Origin of the sequence: Acinetobacter sp. ANC 3832 (genome assembly GCF_002135415.1) — a bacterium.
Classification (GTDB): domain Bacteria; phylum Pseudomonadota; class Gammaproteobacteria; order Pseudomonadales; family Moraxellaceae; genus Acinetobacter.
In genome coordinates this window covers 46921-64850 of sequence record NZ_NEGJ01000003.1, presented here as the reverse complement: position 1 = coordinate 64850, position 17930 = coordinate 46921, and the positions used below count along the sequence as shown (strand labels likewise).

The window sequence follows — 17930 nt, the reverse complement described above, 5'->3', positions numbered from 1 at the left end:
GGGAATTGATATTGAAAAACAATGAGTTGTGGTTTTCTCATCATTTGAAAATATGACGATTTTTATTGTCGATATTTTATTTTTTTTATTGAAAGAAAATACTTGAATATTCCTTGAATTATGCTAAATATATAAGCAAGTCATCTAAGTGACATAGATGTTTCAGGATGAAACATTGCAGAAGCGAATCATAACAAAATAGGAGATTTTAATGCTTCAGAAAATTAAAAAATTATTTTGTATTCATGCTTATGAATATGAAATTTCTCACAATATGGTCATGGTTAAAGAATGTCGTAAATGTGGATTCTATCATCATTAAGAGAATATTTTTTCTTTATTGATATCTTTTTTGAATCTGCTTTAACTCAATTTTTTTATCTTATTTTCAAGCGATTATCACTTTATTGATTTTAAGAAGTGATAATCAGAATTAATTTTTATTTAAAATTTTCAAAGAGTGCTTTTCTGAGTTTGATATTTATCTTCTTAAATAAGCAGCATTATATTTTCATTATGCAAAGATATGCTTGCATAAAAGAATGATTTTTAAATATCGTTATGAGTACAATCAGCAACAATATATTTGATCTTAATTGATATGCCTAAAGATTTTAATGCGGAAACTTATGTTGTTGATGGAAATTTAGCAGATACGTTAACATGGCTATGCCATCATCAAGATTGTTTTGATTCTTTTCAATATGATGCAATCACTCAAGAATTAAAAGTCCATCATGCCAATGGTGCAGATATTATTCGAGTAGGGATGTTCTTAAATGCAAAATATGTTGTTCTGATTACCTCTTTATAATTTAGTAAAATATTTTTGTAGTTTTAGTTTTATATTAGCGATTAGCATAACCATGAATAATCTTTTAATTTTTTCTTGTTTAAGAATAAATTTAATGGTGTTAAGCATGAATTTTATTCTACTCATAAAATCTGTTTCTAAAAAAAGGGATTAATAACTTAATCCCTTTTTCTCGCGATCATTTTATAGATCAGAGAGCACTTGTTAAGTTGCAACTCTCTTAACTTGCCATTGCATCTACTGAAAGTTCAGCCGCTGTCGCTTTAGCTTTTTCAGCTTTTAGTCCGAGTTTATTAAATAATTGCTTGTCTTTACCTTCACCTGCATTTGGCGTAGTTAATAACTTTTCACCAGAGAAGAGTGAATTTGCACCTGCCATAAATGCAAGCGCTTGATCAGAATCCGTCAAGGCTTCACGACCTGCCGAAAGGCGAATGTAGCTGAGAGGCATAATAATACGTGCCACAGCAATGGTACGAATCCATTCGGTTACATCGAGTTTTTCAACATCTACAAGTGGTGTGCCTTCAATTGGAACAAGCATATTGATCGGCACAGATTCAGGATGCGCGGGTAATGTAGCGAGTTCTTGCAATAAACCGATACGATCATTACGGTTTTCACCTAAACCGACAATCCCGCCACTACAGACTTTCATACCTACATTACGTACATGATCGAGCGTATTTAAGCGATCATCAAAAGTACGGGTACTAATAATATGTGAATAATATTCACGTGAAGTATCCAAGTTATGGTTGTAATAATCTAAACCTGCTTCATGTAAGCGACCTGCTTGTGATTCATTTAACATGCCCAAAGTCATACAAGTTTCTAAACCTAAAGCTTTAACTTCACGAACCATTTCTAAGACATAAGGCATATCTCGTTCATGTGGATTACGCCAAGCCGCACCCATACAAAAACGTGAAGAACCTGACTCAAGGGCTTCTTTTGCTTCACTAATGACTTTATCTACAGCAATACGCTTTTCAGCTTCTAGCTTAGAATCATAATGTACAGATTGAGAGCAATACTTACAGTCTTCAGGGCATTTCCCTGTTTTAATTGAAAGTAGCGTGCTGACCTGAATCATATTGGCTTCAAAATGCTCACGATGTGCACGCTGCGCTTCAAAAACTAAATCTAAAAAAGGTTGTTCATATAAAGCTTGAATTTCTTCACGCGTCCAATCGTTGCGTACTTGCATGATCTATCCATTTATTTTCAACATTGCCTTGATCATACCTGATTTGAAATAGGATGAAAGGGTAAAAAAGTTCAAAATAAATCAATTATCTCTATAGTTTTTGTGAATGTTATAGAAAAATAGAATCTTAGATTTAGTTGCAAACTGAGCTATATTTACTGAAAATTACTCGCAAAGTTGTTTTTAATAAAAAATAGATTGCTAGATCTTCGGTGCTATAAAATCAATATTTAATAAATTTTGCAAAGAACGTGCAAAGTTAGAAAACGAAATCAAAAATGGTCAGTTCCTTGCAAAGTTTATGATTTTTTAGTCAATTGTTCTTGAATTGCCCAGTCAATATGGACTTGCACAATCTCATCATGTTGTTCATTTTTTGTTTGTAATGCCAAGATGATTTGATCAGAAAATGGTGCATTACCTAATCCAATTGCAATATTGCGTTTAAAACTTTGAAAACCTGTGCGTCGTAAGGGGCTACCCTCAGTACAGGCTAAAAAGGTCGTTTCATCCCAATGCCATAAATCTAATAGACTAACATCATCTAAACCATGTCTTGGATTGAAATCATCAATGGTTGCTTTCTTCGCAAAACTATTCCAAGGGCAAATTAGTTGGCAATCATCACAGCCAAATACACGGTTACCAATTCCTTTGCGTAATTCCTCAGGAATGATGCCTTGAAATTCAATGGTCAAATAGGCGATGCATTTGCGTGCATCTAACATATAGGGTTCAACAATAGCCTGAGTTGGACAAATATCAATACAGGCTGTACAAGAGCCACAATGTGCAGTTACAGGCGAATCAAAGGGTAAGTCTAAAGAAGTGAAGAGTTCACCCAACACAAAAAAAGAGCCAGATTTTTTATGAATCAGCAAGGTATGTTTACCTGTCCAACCCATACCTGCATTTTCGGCTAAAGATTTTTCAAAAATAGGGGCTGAATCGGCAAATGGACGTGACTCAAAATCACCGACTTTTTCTCGAATTTTAGTCGCTAAGGTCTTTAAGCGACCACGCATGGTTTTATGATAATCACGTCCACGAGCATAACGCGCAATAATCGCAGCATTCGGTTCATCGGGTACATAGCGTGGTTTAGGTGTTTCCACCAAATAATTCATACGTACACAAATAATGCTTTTCGTACCTGGAACAAGCAAAGTTGGATCGGCACGTTTTTCTAAATTTTCTTCCAAAAATTTCATGTCACCATGGTAACCACGTTTTAAATATTCTTTGAATCGTGGTAATTCCGCTTGAGCATCTGGTTTGGCAATGACACAATCAGCAAAGCCCAGTTCCAAAGCCTGTGCTTTGATCCAAGCTTTTAATGTTTCAGGATCAATCTGTTGTGTAGGAATATGAGGTGAAGATGTGATTGCCGACATAAATAACTAAATAGGGAAGAATAATGCATCAGCAAGTTTATCATAGCCGAGATATTCAAGCATGGGAGCAACGTTGGTTCTCTGAACAAAATAATTCTTTTGGATTGATCCAACAAGTTGCTTGGACGATTGCACAGCGCTTAGATGCTTTATTTCAGTCAAAATTTCAGACTACATCACCATCACATAAAAATATGAAGAAAATCGCAGTGTGGTGTGGTGAGGGCAATAATGCAGGGGATGGGTATTGTATTGCCAGTTATTTGAAGCAATGGGGTTATGAGATTGAAATTTTTGCAAGTGCAATTGGGCATTCTTCAGATTTAAAACGTGCTGTGGAATATGCACGGCAGAATGATGTCACGATTCATTCAAACTTTAATATGACACAAACATTCGATTGTCATATCGATGCTTTATTTGGTATTGGTTTAAATCGTGATTTAGATGAAACGTGGCAAGCTATTGTTCAAAATTATAACTATCAATCTGGTTTGAAAATTGCGATTGATATGCCAAGTGGCTTAAATGCCGATACAGGTCAGCCTTTACCTTGTGCAATTCAAGCAAATCATACTTTTACAGTATTGGGATTAAAAGCAGGTTTATTTACAGGACAAGGGAAGGAATATTCAGGACAGGTTGATGTCGTATCACTTATTCCAACCGATCGCGAATTAAAATCGATTGCCCAGTTATCACCTACACATATTCAGCTTCCTGAGCGTCAAGCATTCGGTCATAAAGGCAGTTATGGTCATGTTTTAGTCGTTGGTGGTCATGCAGATATGGGCGGTGCAGTCATGATGGCTGCTGAAGCTGCATTTAGTGCAGGTGCAGGAAAAGTCACCATTGTATGTCATGAAAAACATCACACGGCAATTTTGGCACGGTCACCAAATATTATGATTCGAGATATTAATGCGTTAAACAACTTAGATATTCAGACATTACTCGATCAAGTGAATGCCGTTTGCTTTGGAATGGGCTTAGGACGAGATCTTTGGTCTGAACAACAATATTTAAACTGGTTTTCGAAAATTAATAGATCTGAACATTTAGAAATTGTTTTAGATGCCGATGCTTTATGGTTTTTGGCTTTAAATCCTGAACAATTAAGATCAAATGTGTATGCCACGCCACACCCTGGTGAGGCTGCAAAATTATTGAATTATAGTGTTAAAGAGATTGAATCTGATCGCATAGATGCTATACAAAAATTACAGCAGAAATACGCAGGACAATGGGTGCTGAAAGGTGCAGGCAGTTTAATTTTACAAGATGAATCAGTGCATAATGATTTATGGATTTGTACTGCGGGTAATGCAGGCATGGGTACAGGTGGTATGGGGGATGTATTGGCAGGTATGCTTGCCAGTTTAAAAGCGCAATTTCACGATGAAATTGCATTGCATGAGATTGTGACTTTACATGCCTTAGCAGGTGATTATTTGGCTAAAAAAGGCATACGAGGTTTACAGGCACATCAGATGAATGAAGCTGTATATCATGTTGTAAATCATATATGTGCTAAAGCTTAAGCGTAAATATTGTTTATCAATTCTAAACATTTTATAATGAATTGGTGATGTTATGATCGTTTTTTAGATACATTTGAACGTGATTTTTGATTTTTAGTGATAATAATAAAGTGGTTTATGATGATTAAAATTTTATTTAGTTTGGTTTTGTTATGTGGTTTTATGGGCGAAGCCATGGCAACACCTTATGATGAGAATATTGAAACTCACGATATAAAAAATGATCAAAAAACCATTATTTTAAAAGGTTTAGATTTTAAAACCGTGATGATGGTGTTTTATCAAAAGGATATTCAACATATTGTTATTCCTGAACTGGATAAAAATAAAGAACAATATGTAGGAATGAAAAAGGATCAAGATGGTTTGGTCCATGTTTTGATTTATGCAAAACCTAAGCAGTTTTTAGATAATCAAAAGCAAGAAAGATATTTACTTACTGTTTCACAGGTTGTGGTGGATGAGGATTTAAAAGAAATTCAATATTGTTGGGTGTGTACGAGTTCAACCGATATTTACGTGTTTAAAATAAATACAGATAAGAGGTTTGAATTGGTTGCATCTGCAACTGGAGAAGATGGCTGGTGGGGTGATGGTCGTGAAGACAATACATTTTCACCTGAGATGATTCTAAGTGGTTTAAGCCCAGTCGGACCACAAGTAAAAGGTTATATTGAAGAGATTGAGTTAAGCAAGCAGGGATATACAACAACAACTTTGTTTATTGCACCATTCAATAATCGTAAAAATTTGAAAAAGTTAGAAATTGCAAATACTTATGAATCAAATGATATTGCGGGTGATGAAAGAGTCTACAAGATACAGGGGAAATATCAGTTTTTAAAATCTGTTCATGATGGTTTATACGATATTGAGATTCAATATTCAGGAACGCAGCGTAAACAAACAAAAGATGATTTTAAAGTGATTCCTATGCGCGAAACCCATATTTATCAATATAATGAAAAACAGAAAAAGTATATTCGAGTGAAATAAGTGTGATGGAAAAATATTTGGTGGTAGGAATCGTCTTTGCTGCGTGCTTGGCGTTGATTATTTATACGCAACTTGATAGCAAGAGGAGTGAAGATAAAAACCTCAGTTTTAAAGATAAATTACAAAAAGAATTTCCAAACTTTAACGTAATTGAGCGTAATCAGAATTTGATTATTTGTCGGGAAAATCCAAATCAACGTATTCCTGATGAATTGGTGTTGATTCGAATTGATCCAAATCAACAAAAGAATTTGCGTAATTCAGGGAAACTGTTAATTGCAACGTATCCAAAACAGCCATCTTTACGTGAAATTAAAAAAGATGCAACCGCTTATTTAAACTAGATAATTAACGTCGTCTACTGCTATTACGACTGCGACCTCTCGCCATTCCCCCTAAAGCATTTAATACAGCTAACTTGCTCATACTGCCTGATGCATGAGCATGGCAAATTGCGGCAGCCAATGCATCGGCAGCATCTTGTTGCGGTTTAATGGTTAAATTTAAAAGTCTCATTACCATCATTTGGACTTGATCTTTATCCGCAGCACCATAACCAACTACAGCTTGTTTAATTTGACGAGCAGAGTATTCAGCGACTTGTAAATCTAAATTGACTAATGCCGCAATTGCAGCACCACGTGCTTGACCGAGTTTTAACGCTGAATCAGGATTAACGGCCATGAACACTTGTTCTACAGCAGCTTCAGTTGGACCGTGATGCTTAACAATCCGTTCGACACCTGCAAAAATTCGTTTTAAGCGTTCAGGCATTTCTGTTGTTTCAGTACGAATGGTACCTGCATCTACAAAAGTTAATTTTTGACCATCTTTTTCAATAATGCCATAACCAGTTAAACGAGAACCTGGATCAATACCAATAATTAATGACATATTAGACTTTAAAAATAAAATAATGCCCATATTGTTACATAAAGGCATGGAAAAAGCTTAATAGAGATTAAGCGAATAAATGCTGTAATTTATTTATTCATATGAGATTAGATTAATTTTCATGAAATTAGCTCTTGGTGTTTTAATTGGTTTAGTCCTCGAATTGTTCGTATGGATCGGGGTTGGTGATTTAGTCGGAAGCATGTGGTATGTGTTTTTCTGGTTTATTGCAGCCTTTTTTATCGGTCTGAATTTAATTCGTGCGAACTCAAAAGGTTTAATGCCTCAAATGCAGCAGATGCAAATGGGACAGATGAGTGCTGATCCACAATTAAGTAATAACTTGCCTAAAATTTTAGCAGGTATCTTATTTATTATCCCAGGACTAATTACTGATGTGATTGCTGTTTTGATCCTCATTCCACCCGTACAGCGTTTATTTAAAAAAATCATGATGCAAACCATGATGAAACGTCAGCAAGCCATGATGGAAAAAATGATGGGTGGTATGATGGGTGGAGATATGTCTGGAATGGGCGGGGCGCAAGGTCAAAATCCATTTGCTGATATCATGCGTCAAATGCAAGACATGCAGAATCAACAGGGTGGTGGGAAATACAGTGACTCTACGATCATTGATGGTGAAGCACATGAAGTTGAACCAGAGCGTAAACATATAGAATTTAAAGATGTAAATAAAAACTAAAACTGAACGGTTAGTAAAAAAAGCTGAATATTATGTTCAGCTTTTTTTTTGTGAAAGTGTTTTTATAAAAAAGTAAAGCATAGGTATAATTATTCATCTTAAATCATTCACTTTTCATTTTATATGTCACTTTTATTGACGATCTGTGCATTACATTTTATTGCTCAATTAAGCCCTGGACCTGATGTTTTATTGGTTGCGAAAAGCGCGGCATCAACCACACGTAGAAATACTGTACATATCATTTTAGGAATTTCTGCTGGGGTCATTGTTTGGGTTGCTCTAACCTTGCTAGGTTTTACTGTGTTGATTGAGCAATGGCCATGGATTCAACAAGTCTTGATGTTTATCGGTGGGTTTTTTCTAGCAAAAATGGGCTATGCCATGCTTAAAGGTGGGGTGGCTAGTTTAAAACAAGAAACAACTTTAGAAGGTGTGCTCACAGAACCTAAAAACTATTTTTTATTGGGATTTTTAACCAATTTAGCCAATCCGAAAATTTTAATTTATTTTAGTAGTGTCTTCTCATTGGCATTAGCATCGACAGCAAGTGCCAATTTAAAACCTTATTTGGCTGTGATTATTCCAATACAAACCTTTGTTGTATTTTCATTGCTGATGTTGATTATGTCTATTCCTAAAATTAAAGCTTTGTACCAACGCTCAGGAAGTTATATCGACATTATTTCTGGTGTTTTATTCTTAGGTTTTGCTGTATTTTTATGGATCGATGTGATCCAAATGATTTAATGACTTCGGTTGAATTTGATCAGATGTTAATACTCCTTCTTGCGGCGTCGGTGTTTCAGATGCTGTAGGTGTATATTGTTTGGGATTAAGCACAGTTTGCTGATTTTCGGAGTGTTGATATTTTTTACTCCGATTCGCGCGTTCTCTAAAACCACCTTTGTTGATTAATTTAATCATGATCTTTACATAACAATTCTCATTTCTATAATCCTACCATAAAAATGTCATTAAATTGCTACATTGGTATTCTATGCTTCTAAACAGACAAGAGGTTTCTGAATAAATTTTTAATTTAGTTTTTATTAACTTAATTGTTTTTAATGTAATTAAACTTAAATATGGATTACCTAGTCACATTTTGTAAGAAATTAGAACTTGAGTTTGCGATATAGGTCACATATTATGATGAAGCTTAAGGAATTATAAATTATGCAAATGGATGGCATATAAAAATAAAATAGGAGGCATCTATCATGATGTATCAATATCAGTGTGCGTGTTGTAACAATAAAGCGTTGAGTAGCCATGACAAAGCATGCTCAAAATGTGGCTCTCATCATATCAAAAGCCCAGTGAGCCTGTGGATCTTCTGTATATTTGCTTGTTTTGCAGTGGCAATTACCATTAAGTTGGTTCATATTTATGTTCAAGATCATCAAGATACGCCAACACAATCCACACTATTAGATGTTTTAAATCACGATAAAGATCATTCTTCGATATCAAATTAGATCATTAAGCCAAAGTTAAAAACTTGCAAAATGCAGGTTTTTAAAATTTATAATGATGTAATTAGAGGGGTGCATGATTCAATTCTGATAATGCTTGATTCACTTCAAAAATCTTTCCTCGAATATTGTTTAAGCCAAAACTTTCTAATCGGGTAGTGTGCATCTTTAAATATTTTTGCGCATTTTCTTGGCAATTAAATAAATAAATTCCACCTGCTTCTTTTGTTTCACTATTTTCTGTCCAAATTTTCCATTGCATCCCATCTTCAAGGTTAATACTTTCAGCCAGTGTTTTAAAAGCTGTAGTCATTTCCGCTTTAAATGGACCTTGAGTTGGAAAATCAACTTGCAGAATAACAGGCATGATCATTCTCTAAAATTTATTAGTGTTAACGTTGATTATATCATTCTATGTTTTTATAAAGTGTAATATTCAAGGCATAAAAAAGCTCGCAATATATGCGAGCTTTTTTATAGGCAAAAAATTATAGATTAGCTTCAGCTTTTAAGGCTTCAACTTTATCTGTTTTTTCCCATGTAAATGCATGATCAGAACCATCACGACCAAAATGACCATAAGCAGCAGTTTGCTTATACATCGGTTGTAATAGATCTAACATACGAGTAATACCATATGGACGTAAGTCAAAGTGCTCACGAACCAATTGGATAATTAACTCATCAGAAACTTTACCTGTATTAAATGTATTAATTGAAATAGATGTTGGTTCAGCAACACCAATTGCATAAGACACTTGAATTTCACATTTTTCAGCTAATCCAGCAGCAACAATATTTTTTGCTACATAACGACCTGCATAAGCAGCAGAGCGGTCAACTTTAGATGGATCTTTACCAGAGAAAGCACCACCACCGTGACGAGCCATACCACCGTAGGTATCAACAATAATTTTACGACCTGTTAAACCGCAGTCACCAACAGGACCACCAATCACAAACATTCCTGTTGGATTGATGTGGAATTTAGTTCCTGCATGGAACATTTCAGCAGGAATAATTTTTTTCACGATTTCTTCAATTACAGCTTCTTTTAAATCCGCTTGTGAAATATCAGGATCGTGTTGTGTAGAAAGAACCACAGCATCTAAACGTACTGGCACGCCATTTTCATATGCAAAAGTCACTTGGCTTTTTGCATCTGGGCGTAACCAAGCAAGTGTACCTTGTTTGCGAAGTTCAGCTTGCTTTTCCATTAAGCGATGCGCATAGGAAATAGGCGCAGGCATTAAAACATCAGTTTCACGGCTTGCATAACCAAACATTAAACCTTGGTCACCTGCACCTTGTTCTTCAGGTTTTTGGCGATCGACACCTTGAGCGATTTCAGGTGACTGTTTACCAATCATATTGATGACGGCACAAGTCGAACCATCAAATCCAAGATCTGTATGATTATAACCAATACTATTTACCGTATCGCGGACAACAGTTTCGAAGTCAATATTTGCCGTTGTTGTGATTTCACCTGCAAGTACTACAGCACCAGTTTTTACTAATGTTTCACAAGCAACCCGTGCAAATGGGTCTTCTTTTAAGATTGCATCCAAAATAGCATCACTGATTTGGTCAGCCATTTTATCTGGATGGCCTTCGCTCACAGATTCCGAAGTAAAAACAGCGTACTCGCGCATGTAAGTCCTATCACAGTTATTCAAAAGACGCATTATGTTACATCGAGTTAGTCTTTAGGACTAGCTTAACCTGACTAAAAAGCATGAAATTATTTCAATTCGTCGCTTTTTTTATAGATATAGACATTCATAAAACTGATATACCGATTTTTTTAAATTTTATTTATTAATATCCAGCTGAATTTACGCTTGTTGAGTCATCATGTGTAGCTGTTTAATCTACTTTTAAGAAATAGTGTGATCAATGAGTCATTTTAAGCGGGAGTCGAATGAGGATGAGTAAATATTTCACTTATTTTTTTGAAAGATGAAATTTATTCACTTTAGCCATTTGTAAAAAAATGAGCAGTTGAATTGTGAATCTTAGTCAAATTAAATCATTTAAATATAAGGCTAAATGCTTTAGTTTATTGTTAATTGAAAAGATATTATTTAAGATAATAAAATAAATTTCATCAATGAATTTAATGTCGTATATACAAAGTATATCTTTAAATAATACTTTTAAACTATAGGGGATTCTTTATATATGTCATCAATTATTCACTCTTTAAAACAAAGTCTCAGGTGGATGATTGATAACCCATATGTGTTGAATTGGGGACCTGTAGAAAGATGTATTTTGATTTTTATATTTTTCATTGGGATAAAAATACTCTGGGTTTCATGGAAAGTTTATATTTTATTGAATATTGATGTTCAGCAATTTGTTCATCTATCTGTTGTTAAATTCCAATTAAATTTCGAACTTATTCAAATTGTTGTTGCTGCTCTCTTGATTATTGTTTTGTCTTTTCTAAAAGGCAAAAAGGAAATAGAGAATTACGTTCCTTATTTTTGTGTGAATTTATTTGCAATAACACTATTGCCTGATGGATATTTGGCAGGAATATTTGCTTCAAATACGATGTTGAATACTGCCTGTTATCTATTTGTCGGTATTATTCTTTTTAATTACCGTGTGATGGCATCGGTTGTTTTATTGTCAAGTGTTTGTTTTGGTATCATTATTGATGCAACGCTCAAAGGTAATATTCCTTATGCGCCTCTTTTTAATTTTAAAACGATTGGCGAGCCGAGCTATCTCAATTCTTTTTGGTTAAATTCGACTTCTTTTTTTAGTTTCCCGATATTAATCGCATGTATAACAGTATTGATACTTATTTTAAAACAATTGCGTGAACGTGAAAATTATATTGCATATTTGAGTGAGTTTGATGCGCTAACGGGAATTTATAATCGCCGTATGCTGAATTTGGCATTGGCTGAATTGGATCGAAATAAATTTTTAACTCAAATAAATGCCATGATCATGATTGATTTAGATGATTTTAAAGATGTGAATGACACTTATGGGCATTTGGTGGGTGATCTTGTCTTAGAAAATACAGCAGAAGCTCTAAAAAATGTGATTCGTGATTCAGATATCGTTGGACGCTTTGGTGGGGAAGAGTTTTTAATTATTTTGAAAAATACAAGTATAGAGAAAACCCAAGTCATTGCTGAAAAGTGCCACGATGCATTACAGCAAATTGAGCATCTATCAAAAGATCAAATCAAATTTAAAGTCAGTGGCAGTATGGGAGTGGCATTTATGCAGCAAGGAGAGCTTGCAATGAATTCATTGCATGAAGCTGATTTGGCTTTGTATCGTGCAAAAGCATCTGGGCGAAATAAAATTTGCTATGCATCACATTAAGGATCTTCATTCTTTTTGTATTATTTGAAGCATGGCTTGTGTATTTTTTAGTCAATTTGAAACATTAGGGCATAAATATAAAGTTAAGGCTTTACCCCAGTCGCTTTTTTTAAGACAATATGACGCAGTTCTGAATACTTATTCATCTTCCTTTATTTATTTTTCATCTTATTGGACTCTGATCTATGACAACCCCGCTGAATGAACGTCGTATTGCCAACGCAATTCGTGTATTAGCAATGGATGCTGTGCAAAAAGCAAATTCTGGACATCCAGGTGCTCCAATGGGGATGGCAGATATCGCTGATGTTGTTTGGCGTGAGTTTTTAAATCACAATCCAACAAACCCACAATGGGCGAATCGCGACCGTTTTGTATTGTCAAATGGTCATGGTTCAATGCTTCAATATGCATTATTACATTTGACCGGTTATGCGCTTTCAATTGAAGATCTTAAACAATTCCGTCAATTGCATTCAAAAACACCAGGTCACCCAGAATTAGGTTATGCACCGGGTATTGAAACCACGACTGGTCCATTGGGTCAGGGGATTGCGAATGCTGTTGGTTTTGCTCTTGCTGAGAAAACCTTAGCTGCTCAATTCAATAAAGAAGATATTCAAGTTGTTGATCATTTCACTTATTGCTTCTTAGGTGATGGTTGTTTAATGGAAGGTGTTTCTCATGAAGCATGTTCATTGGCAGGTACTTTAGGTCTTGGTAAGCTTGTTGCTTATTATGATGACAACGGTATTTCAATTGACGGTGAAGTAGAAGGTTGGTTCTCTGATGATACAGAACAACGTTTCTTAGCTTACGGTTGGCAAGTGCTGAAAGTTGATGGTCATGATGCTGATGCATTACGTGCTGCAACTTTAGAAGCAAAAGCTGAAACCAAGAAACCTACACTCATCATGTGTAAAACCATTATTGGTTTAGGTTCGCCAAATAAACAAGGCAAAGAAGATTGTCACGGTGCTCCACTGGGTAATGATGAAATTGCATTAACTCGTGAAGCATTGGGTTGGAAAGAAGAAGCATTTGTTATTCCTGCTGATGTTTATGCAGCTTGGGATGCAAAAGACAAAGGTGCAAAATCTGAAGCTGCTTGGAATGAAGTATTTGCTCAATATGCAGCAAAATATCCAACAGAAGCCGCAGAATTAAAACGCCGTGCAAATGGTGATTTACCTGCTGAATTCGTGGCTCAGGCAGATGCTTTTATTGCTGAAACCAATGCAAAAGCTGAAACCATTGCAACACGTAAAGCAAGCCAAAATACACTTCAAGCATTCGGTCCATTACTTCCTGAATTATTAGGTGGTTCTGCTGACCTTGCAGGTTCTAACCTGACGCTTTGGAAAGGTTGTGTCGGTGTACAGGACAATCCAGCAGGTAACTACGTACATTATGGTGTACGTGAATTCGGTATGACTGCAATTGCCAATGGTGTAGCACTTCATGGTGGTTTCATTCCTTACGTTGCAACATTCTTGATGTTTATGGAATATGCACGTAATGCAGTACGTATGTCTGCATTGATGAAACAACGCGTGATTCATGTCTATACGCATGACTCTATTGGTCTAGGTGAAGATGGTCCTACACATCAACCTGTAGAACAAATTGCATCTTTACGTGGTACGCCAAACTTAAATACATGGCGCCCATGTGACACTGTTGAAGCCGCAATTTCTTGGAAATCTGCATTAACACGTGCTGAAGGTCCAAGTGCATTGATTTTCTCTCGTCAAAATTTACCATTCCAAACACGTACTCAAGTTCAAATTGAGAATGTTGCGAAGGGTGGTTATGTATTGGCTGAAGAAAAAGGCGAATTAAAAGCCATTATCATTGCAACTGGTTCAGAAGTTTCTTTGGCAATGGAAGCCTATGCACAGCTTGATGGCGTGCGCGTTGTGTCTATGCCATGTGCGGAAGAATTTGTGAAGCAAGATGCTGCTTACCGTGAAGCTGTACTTCCTGCTAATATCCGTGCGCGTGTTGCTGTTGAAGCTGCACATGTAGACTACTGGTGGAAATTTGTTGGTCTTGATGGTCGTGTGATTGGTATGACGACGTATGGTGAATCTGCACCTGCCAAAGACTTGTACAAACACTTTGGTATTACAACGGATGCCGTTGTAGCAGCAGTGAATGAAATTACAGCTTAATCGAAAGATTTAAGTGATTTAAAAACGCTCCTTAAGGGGCGTTTTTTTATGATGCAATTATTGTTTGCTTTTAGATGAAATTTTACTGGTAGTTTTTATCAATAGGTATATAGTGATGCGATTCATTGAGTATGCATTTAAATATGGTATTCATTCGCCATAAGTGAGGAAAATATGAGCTTGTATAATCAGATTAATGATGAAATTACCCTGATGGACGCCGGTGAGCAGAAGTGGATTGGTCAAGATCTCCCTCTTGAGTCGATGATGGCTGTTGTGTTGATGTTGAAAGACTTAGATGAAGAGAAAATCATTAAAGTTCGTCGTCAAAACCGTGAAAAACATACAGGTTTAAAACAGATTGACCGTGTATTGGTTGAAAAGTTGTAAGACTGTACAAGTTGTAAAGGCCCCAGTTGGGGCTTTAGTTTTTTCTAGACTTATAAAAATAACTGCTAATTGATAGTGAATGATTTATAGTCCTAATAGCTTTTTTCACTTATAGAAACCCAAGATTTGCATTCTAATTACACATCGCGATCAGTTATTTTTTACTTTAAAAGACAGGGAATCAATTGATCTAATATTTAAGAATACAAAAAGTTGTTATATATCTAATTCCGTCTGAATTTGAATATTCGACGTCAATAATTTATGTACAGGACAGCTTTCTGCAACTTTTAATAGACGTTTATGCTGATCTTCTGTGAAATCACCCTTTAAAGTAATTTTACGCTCAATGATATTTTGCCCAGCTTCAGGCTCTCCATTGGGATTTAAAGCTAAATCTACCTGTACATGTTCGAGTTTAATTTGTTTATGGTCTGCATACATTTGCAAGGTTACTGTAGTACACGCACCTAAAGCAGAAAGTAATAACTGCATTGGGTTTGGAGCAGAGTCTGCACCACCTTTCTCTATAGGTTCATCGACATACCAGATATGCCCTTGTGGATTAGTAAGTGTGACACGATAGGGTGTCGTTGTACTTTGAGCCAATACAGAATGAATCATTTGTGCATCTTCTTAAAATTAGAAATATATATTGATATACAACGCTTTATGCTTTGATTCGACTGTAGGTTTTTTGTATAAAATACTTCACAGAATATAAATTAAGTTTACTAATACTCAGGATTAAGAATGTTAATTATATACTTAATTTTAATAATTTATTTCTTATCAATGTGATAGTGAATTTTTTATCTATATGTGATGTGTAATGAAAGAGAATCGTTCTAATAATGAAACATATCGTTTTATTGATATGAGTGCATTAAAATCGATAAGGTATAAACTAATCATCATTCTAAAGCGAGATAAAAAACATGAACATTAAAGCATTAACATTAGGTTTAGCGGTAGCAACAGCAGCGACATTCTCTTTTGCAAAACCAGTTGCATATCAAATCGATCCTACCCATACAGCGACTGTATTTACATGGAATCACTTTGGTTTTTCTACACCATCTGCGAACTTCAGTGATATTACAGGTACCATTAATGTAGATAATGAAAAACCTGCCAATTCATCTGTCGATGTAACGATTCCATTAAGCAGTGTTAATACCAATGTTCCTGCTTTAGATAAAGAATTTCAACAAGAAGCATGGTTTGATGCAGCAAAATTCCCAAACATTACGTTTAAAAGTACCAAAGTACAGTCTTTAGGTAAAAATAAATACAAAATCACAGGTAATTTAACTGTAAAAGGTGTGACTAAACCTGTGGTATTGGATGCAGTTTTAAATAAACAAGGCGAACATCCAATGACTAAAGCTCAATCTGTAGGTTTTAATGCAACGACTACATTTGATCGTTCAGCATTTGGTATTGGTAACTATGTACCGAATGTAGGTGACAAGATTACTGTAAATATTACAACTGAAGCATCTGTTGCTAAGTAATACTTTATAAAGCATATGCTTATATTTTCAAAACACTCTCCAGGTGAGAGTGTTTTAATATCAGAATTACGCAAATTATCCTTATTATCTTTATATTCCTCATTTTTTGGATATTATAAATACAAATCTGCACCAATATTTTTAGTGAAATTTTAACAAGATTAAAAAATTTAGTTTCTCGTTCAAGTTCATGATTTCGAGTTTAGTAAAATGAAATTCCTTTATGGTTCTACCATCTGCGTAGCATTCATTTCATGTCGAACTTTACTGATACGCTCATAAATAACTTTACGAAGTCGGTTTGTTACACCAAGAGGTCTATGTTCAGGTAAAGCATGCCATGGTGTAAACGAAAGATTTTCACAAAACTTGTTCTGTTCAGCTGTATCAAAAACTTGTTTAGGAATACGAATCGTAGCGACTTTATAAAAAGGAGCTTGCTTTTCTTGCCACTCAGTCATTGAGTCTTCGACAGCTAATTTGTCTGAAGTTCTAGGCTGAATGAGAAATTCCATGCAAGCATCTTCTTTTTCTAAGTTAGTTCGTAGCGCATCTCTCAAATAATTATCATTAGGTTTATTAGGAATCGCATCTAGAGCTTTTGAGCAAGCACGAGCTGAATATTTGACAGCTTGACGATCAGCATCTATTCCAAGTTGATAGGGAACCATTGACCAATATCGTGCTTGTAGTGGATTCGAAATTCTTGTATTTAAATCTAGTGCAATCTTCGTTCCTTTTAAACCCAGTGCAAAAGGAATATGAAGTTTTTTAAGTGAACTTTCACTGTTTACATCATGCATGAGTGACATATAGCGATTGGGGTCATTCGCGAAAAAGACAGGATGATTAATCATAATGAAGTCTTGAGTCGTCGCTTGTTCTTCGCCTTCTAAAATTTTCTTTCCTGAAACATTTAAAATTTTGATGGCCATCCCACGTGCATCTTTTTTAATATCTGGCTGTGTTGCATCATGAGAACCATTTGAAAATCTAATCCATGCTTTATATGTTTTACCTGGAATAAAAATGCCTTGAGCAAAACGACTTGGCAGATTTTCTAAGACATGGAACTCTGCTTGAACGCAACCATGTGCTTTAGGATGGGCATCACGAAGAGCTGTTGTTGAGGAGTATTGTTTACGAATAGAGTTTTCAATAATATCTGCAATCTCTTTAGCGACCATTTGTTCATTGGGATATAGTTTTTCTCCTAATTGTTGATCAATATTGGGATATTGAATCGTATTAAGATGATTAGGTGGAGCAAGATTTTGGTTTTTAGATGTAGTGGAAGCACAGCTACTTACTGTGAGTATAAGTGGGATAAGAGCGATTGTTTGAAAGTATTTTGATTGTAGTAATTTTTGCATGGACTTCCTTTTCACTTCAAAAATAACAATAGAGTAATATTTGGAGTCTTTATGTTGCTAAAAACATTGATTTATCATACTCCTTTATA

The 17930-nt window shown here is 35.2% G+C and carries 19 protein-coding genes; 11 read left to right on the top strand and 8 right to left on the bottom strand.

Annotated elements, in window-relative coordinates; translation table 11 throughout:
• The first annotated feature begins 601 nt into the window (after window positions 1-601).
• Window positions 602-814 carry a hypothetical protein gene (locus tag B9T35_RS04750; protein ID WP_086189986.1) on the top strand — a complete coding sequence of 71 codons (213 nt, stop codon included), beginning with the start codon at window positions 602-604 and terminating at the stop codon, window positions 812-814.
• A gap of 220 nt (window positions 815-1034) precedes the next feature.
• On the opposite strand, the gene bioB is transcribed toward B9T35_RS04750, so the two are convergent.
• Complete coding sequence (gene bioB, locus B9T35_RS04745) at window positions 1035-2024, bottom strand: biotin synthase BioB (protein ID WP_086189985.1); 990 nt, start codon at window positions 2022-2024, stop codon at window positions 1035-1037.
• Window positions 2025-2323: 299 nt separating this feature from the next.
• The gene (gene queG, locus B9T35_RS04740) at window positions 2324-3418 is read right to left on the bottom strand and encodes a tRNA epoxyqueuosine(34) reductase QueG (protein ID WP_086189984.1); all 1095 of its coding nucleotides are present in this window, start codon (window positions 3416-3418) and stop codon (window positions 2324-2326) included.
• A 23-nt stretch (window positions 3419-3441) separates the two neighbouring features.
• Between queG and B9T35_RS04735 the strand changes: the two genes are divergently transcribed.
• The 3 genes from B9T35_RS04735 (at window position 3442) to B9T35_RS04725 (ending at window position 6299) form a co-directional block, all read left to right on the top strand.
• On the top strand, window positions 3442-4959 hold the full coding sequence (locus B9T35_RS04735) for an NAD(P)H-hydrate dehydratase (RefSeq protein WP_086189983.1): 1518 nt from the start codon (window positions 3442-3444) through the stop codon (window positions 4957-4959).
• A gap of 120 nt (window positions 4960-5079) precedes the next feature.
• A complete protein-coding gene (locus tag B9T35_RS04730) occupies window positions 5080-5955 on the top strand; it encodes a hypothetical protein (protein WP_086189982.1) in 876 nt (291 codons plus the stop codon).
• A 2-nt stretch (window positions 5956-5957) separates the two neighbouring features.
• Window positions 5958-6299, top strand: a complete 342-nt coding sequence (locus B9T35_RS04725; protein WP_086189981.1) for a hypothetical protein — start codon at window positions 5958-5960, stop codon at window positions 6297-6299.
• 4 nt (window positions 6300-6303) lie between these two features.
• Here B9T35_RS04725 and ruvC read toward each other — a convergent pair whose 3' ends face one another.
• Window positions 6304-6849, bottom strand: coding sequence for a crossover junction endodeoxyribonuclease RuvC (gene ruvC, locus B9T35_RS04720; RefSeq protein ID WP_086190313.1), 546 nt, complete (start codon window positions 6847-6849; stop codon window positions 6304-6306).
• 121 nt (window positions 6850-6970) lie between these two features.
• Between ruvC and B9T35_RS04715 the strand changes: the two genes are divergently transcribed.
• On the top strand, window positions 6971-7555 hold the full coding sequence (locus B9T35_RS04715) for an FxsA family protein (RefSeq protein ID WP_086189980.1): 585 nt from the start codon (window positions 6971-6973) through the stop codon (window positions 7553-7555).
• 123 nt (window positions 7556-7678) lie between these two features.
• Window positions 7679-8305 carry a LysE family transporter gene (locus tag B9T35_RS04710; RefSeq protein ID WP_086189979.1) on the top strand — a complete coding sequence of 209 codons (627 nt, stop codon included), beginning with the start codon at window positions 7679-7681 and terminating at the stop codon, window positions 8303-8305.
• Here the strand turns inward: B9T35_RS04710 and B9T35_RS04705 are convergent.
• Window positions 8276-8482 carry a hypothetical protein gene (locus tag B9T35_RS04705; protein WP_086189978.1) on the bottom strand — a complete coding sequence of 69 codons (207 nt, stop codon included), beginning with the start codon at window positions 8480-8482 and terminating at the stop codon, window positions 8276-8278. The genes B9T35_RS04710 and B9T35_RS04705 overlap by 30 nt on opposite strands.
• Before the next feature lie 296 nt (window positions 8483-8778).
• Between B9T35_RS04705 and B9T35_RS04700 the strand changes: the two genes are divergently transcribed.
• Window positions 8779-9036 (top strand): hypothetical protein, encoded by a 258-nt coding sequence (locus B9T35_RS04700; protein ID WP_086189977.1) that lies wholly within the window; start codon window positions 8779-8781, stop codon window positions 9034-9036.
• Window positions 9037-9097: 61 nt separating this feature from the next.
• Here B9T35_RS04700 and B9T35_RS04695 read toward each other — a convergent pair whose 3' ends face one another.
• Both B9T35_RS04695 and metK read right to left on the bottom strand, forming a co-directional pair.
• Window positions 9098-9400, bottom strand: coding sequence for a monooxygenase (locus B9T35_RS04695; RefSeq protein ID WP_086189976.1), 303 nt, complete (start codon window positions 9398-9400; stop codon window positions 9098-9100).
• 121 nt (window positions 9401-9521) lie between these two features.
• Window positions 9522-10688, bottom strand: coding sequence for a methionine adenosyltransferase (metK, locus tag B9T35_RS04690; protein ID WP_086189975.1), 1167 nt, complete (start codon window positions 10686-10688; stop codon window positions 9522-9524).
• 529 nt (window positions 10689-11217) lie between these two features.
• On the opposite strand from metK, the gene B9T35_RS04685 reads away from it, so the two are divergent.
• The 3 genes from B9T35_RS04685 (at window position 11218) to B9T35_RS04675 (ending at window position 14951) form a co-directional block, all read left to right on the top strand.
• Window positions 11218-12387, top strand: a complete 1170-nt coding sequence (locus B9T35_RS04685; protein WP_086189974.1) for a GGDEF domain-containing protein — start codon at window positions 11218-11220, stop codon at window positions 12385-12387.
• Window positions 12388-12572: 185 nt separating this feature from the next.
• Window positions 12573-14561, top strand: a complete 1989-nt coding sequence (gene tkt, locus B9T35_RS04680; RefSeq protein WP_086189973.1) for a transketolase — start codon at window positions 12573-12575, stop codon at window positions 14559-14561.
• 174 nt (window positions 14562-14735) lie between these two features.
• Complete coding sequence (locus B9T35_RS04675) at window positions 14736-14951, top strand: hypothetical protein (protein ID WP_086189972.1); 216 nt, start codon at window positions 14736-14738, stop codon at window positions 14949-14951.
• A 216-nt stretch (window positions 14952-15167) separates the two neighbouring features.
• Here B9T35_RS04675 and B9T35_RS04670 read toward each other — a convergent pair whose 3' ends face one another.
• Window positions 15168-15575, bottom strand: coding sequence for an OsmC family protein (locus tag B9T35_RS04670; RefSeq protein ID WP_086189971.1), 408 nt, complete (start codon window positions 15573-15575; stop codon window positions 15168-15170).
• A gap of 314 nt (window positions 15576-15889) precedes the next feature.
• Here B9T35_RS04670 and B9T35_RS04665 point away from each other — a divergent pair, with 314 nt between their 5' ends.
• The gene (locus B9T35_RS04665) at window positions 15890-16468 is read left to right on the top strand and encodes a YceI family protein (RefSeq protein ID WP_086189970.1); all 579 of its coding nucleotides are present in this window, start codon (window positions 15890-15892) and stop codon (window positions 16466-16468) included.
• 221 nt (window positions 16469-16689) lie between these two features.
• Here the strand turns inward: B9T35_RS04665 and B9T35_RS04660 are convergent, their stop codons facing one another.
• Complete coding sequence (locus B9T35_RS04660) at window positions 16690-17841, bottom strand: catalase family protein (RefSeq protein WP_086189969.1); 1152 nt, start codon at window positions 17839-17841, stop codon at window positions 16690-16692.
• Window positions 17842-17930 lie beyond the last annotated feature (89 nt).

Bases quoted from the DNA above. Each gene is read 5' to 3' on its own strand.
- B9T35_RS04750 (WP_086189986.1), top strand. From the start codon at position 602: ATGCCTAAAGATTTTAATGCGGAAACTTATGTTGTTGATGGAAATTTA.
- bioB (WP_086189985.1), bottom strand. From the start codon at position 2,024: ATGCAAGTACGCAACGATTGGACGCGTGAAGAAATTCAAGCTTTATAT.
- queG (WP_086189984.1), bottom strand. From the start codon at position 3,418: ATGTCGGCAATCACATCTTCACCTCATATTCCTACACAACAGATTGAT.
- B9T35_RS04735 (WP_086189983.1), top strand. From the start codon at position 3,442: ATGCATCAGCAAGTTTATCATAGCCGAGATATTCAAGCATGGGAGCAA.
- B9T35_RS04730 (WP_086189982.1), top strand. From the start codon at position 5,080: ATGATTAAAATTTTATTTAGTTTGGTTTTGTTATGTGGTTTTATGGGC.
- ruvC (WP_086190313.1), bottom strand. From the start codon at position 6,849: ATGTCATTAATTATTGGTATTGATCCAGGTTCTCGTTTAACTGGTTAT.
- B9T35_RS04715 (WP_086189980.1), top strand. From the start codon at position 6,971: ATGAAATTAGCTCTTGGTGTTTTAATTGGTTTAGTCCTCGAATTGTTC.
- B9T35_RS04710 (WP_086189979.1), top strand. From the start codon at position 7,679: ATGTCACTTTTATTGACGATCTGTGCATTACATTTTATTGCTCAATTA.
- B9T35_RS04705 (WP_086189978.1), bottom strand. From the start codon at position 8,482: ATGATTAAATTAATCAACAAAGGTGGTTTTAGAGAACGCGCGAATCGG.
- B9T35_RS04700 (WP_086189977.1), top strand. From the start codon at position 8,779: ATGATGTATCAATATCAGTGTGCGTGTTGTAACAATAAAGCGTTGAGT.
- B9T35_RS04695 (WP_086189976.1), bottom strand. From the start codon at position 9,400: ATGCCTGTTATTCTGCAAGTTGATTTTCCAACTCAAGGTCCATTTAAA.
- metK (WP_086189975.1), bottom strand. From the start codon at position 10,688: ATGCGCGAGTACGCTGTTTTTACTTCGGAATCTGTGAGCGAAGGCCAT.
- B9T35_RS04685 (WP_086189974.1), top strand. From the start codon at position 11,218: ATGTCATCAATTATTCACTCTTTAAAACAAAGTCTCAGGTGGATGATT.
- tkt (WP_086189973.1), top strand. From the start codon at position 12,573: ATGACAACCCCGCTGAATGAACGTCGTATTGCCAACGCAATTCGTGTA.
- B9T35_RS04675 (WP_086189972.1), top strand. From the start codon at position 14,736: ATGAGCTTGTATAATCAGATTAATGATGAAATTACCCTGATGGACGCC.
- B9T35_RS04670 (WP_086189971.1), bottom strand. From the start codon at position 15,575: ATGATTCATTCTGTATTGGCTCAAAGTACAACGACACCCTATCGTGTC.
- B9T35_RS04665 (WP_086189970.1), top strand. From the start codon at position 15,890: ATGAACATTAAAGCATTAACATTAGGTTTAGCGGTAGCAACAGCAGCG.
- B9T35_RS04660 (WP_086189969.1), bottom strand. From the start codon at position 17,841: ATGCAAAAATTACTACAATCAAAATACTTTCAAACAATCGCTCTTATC.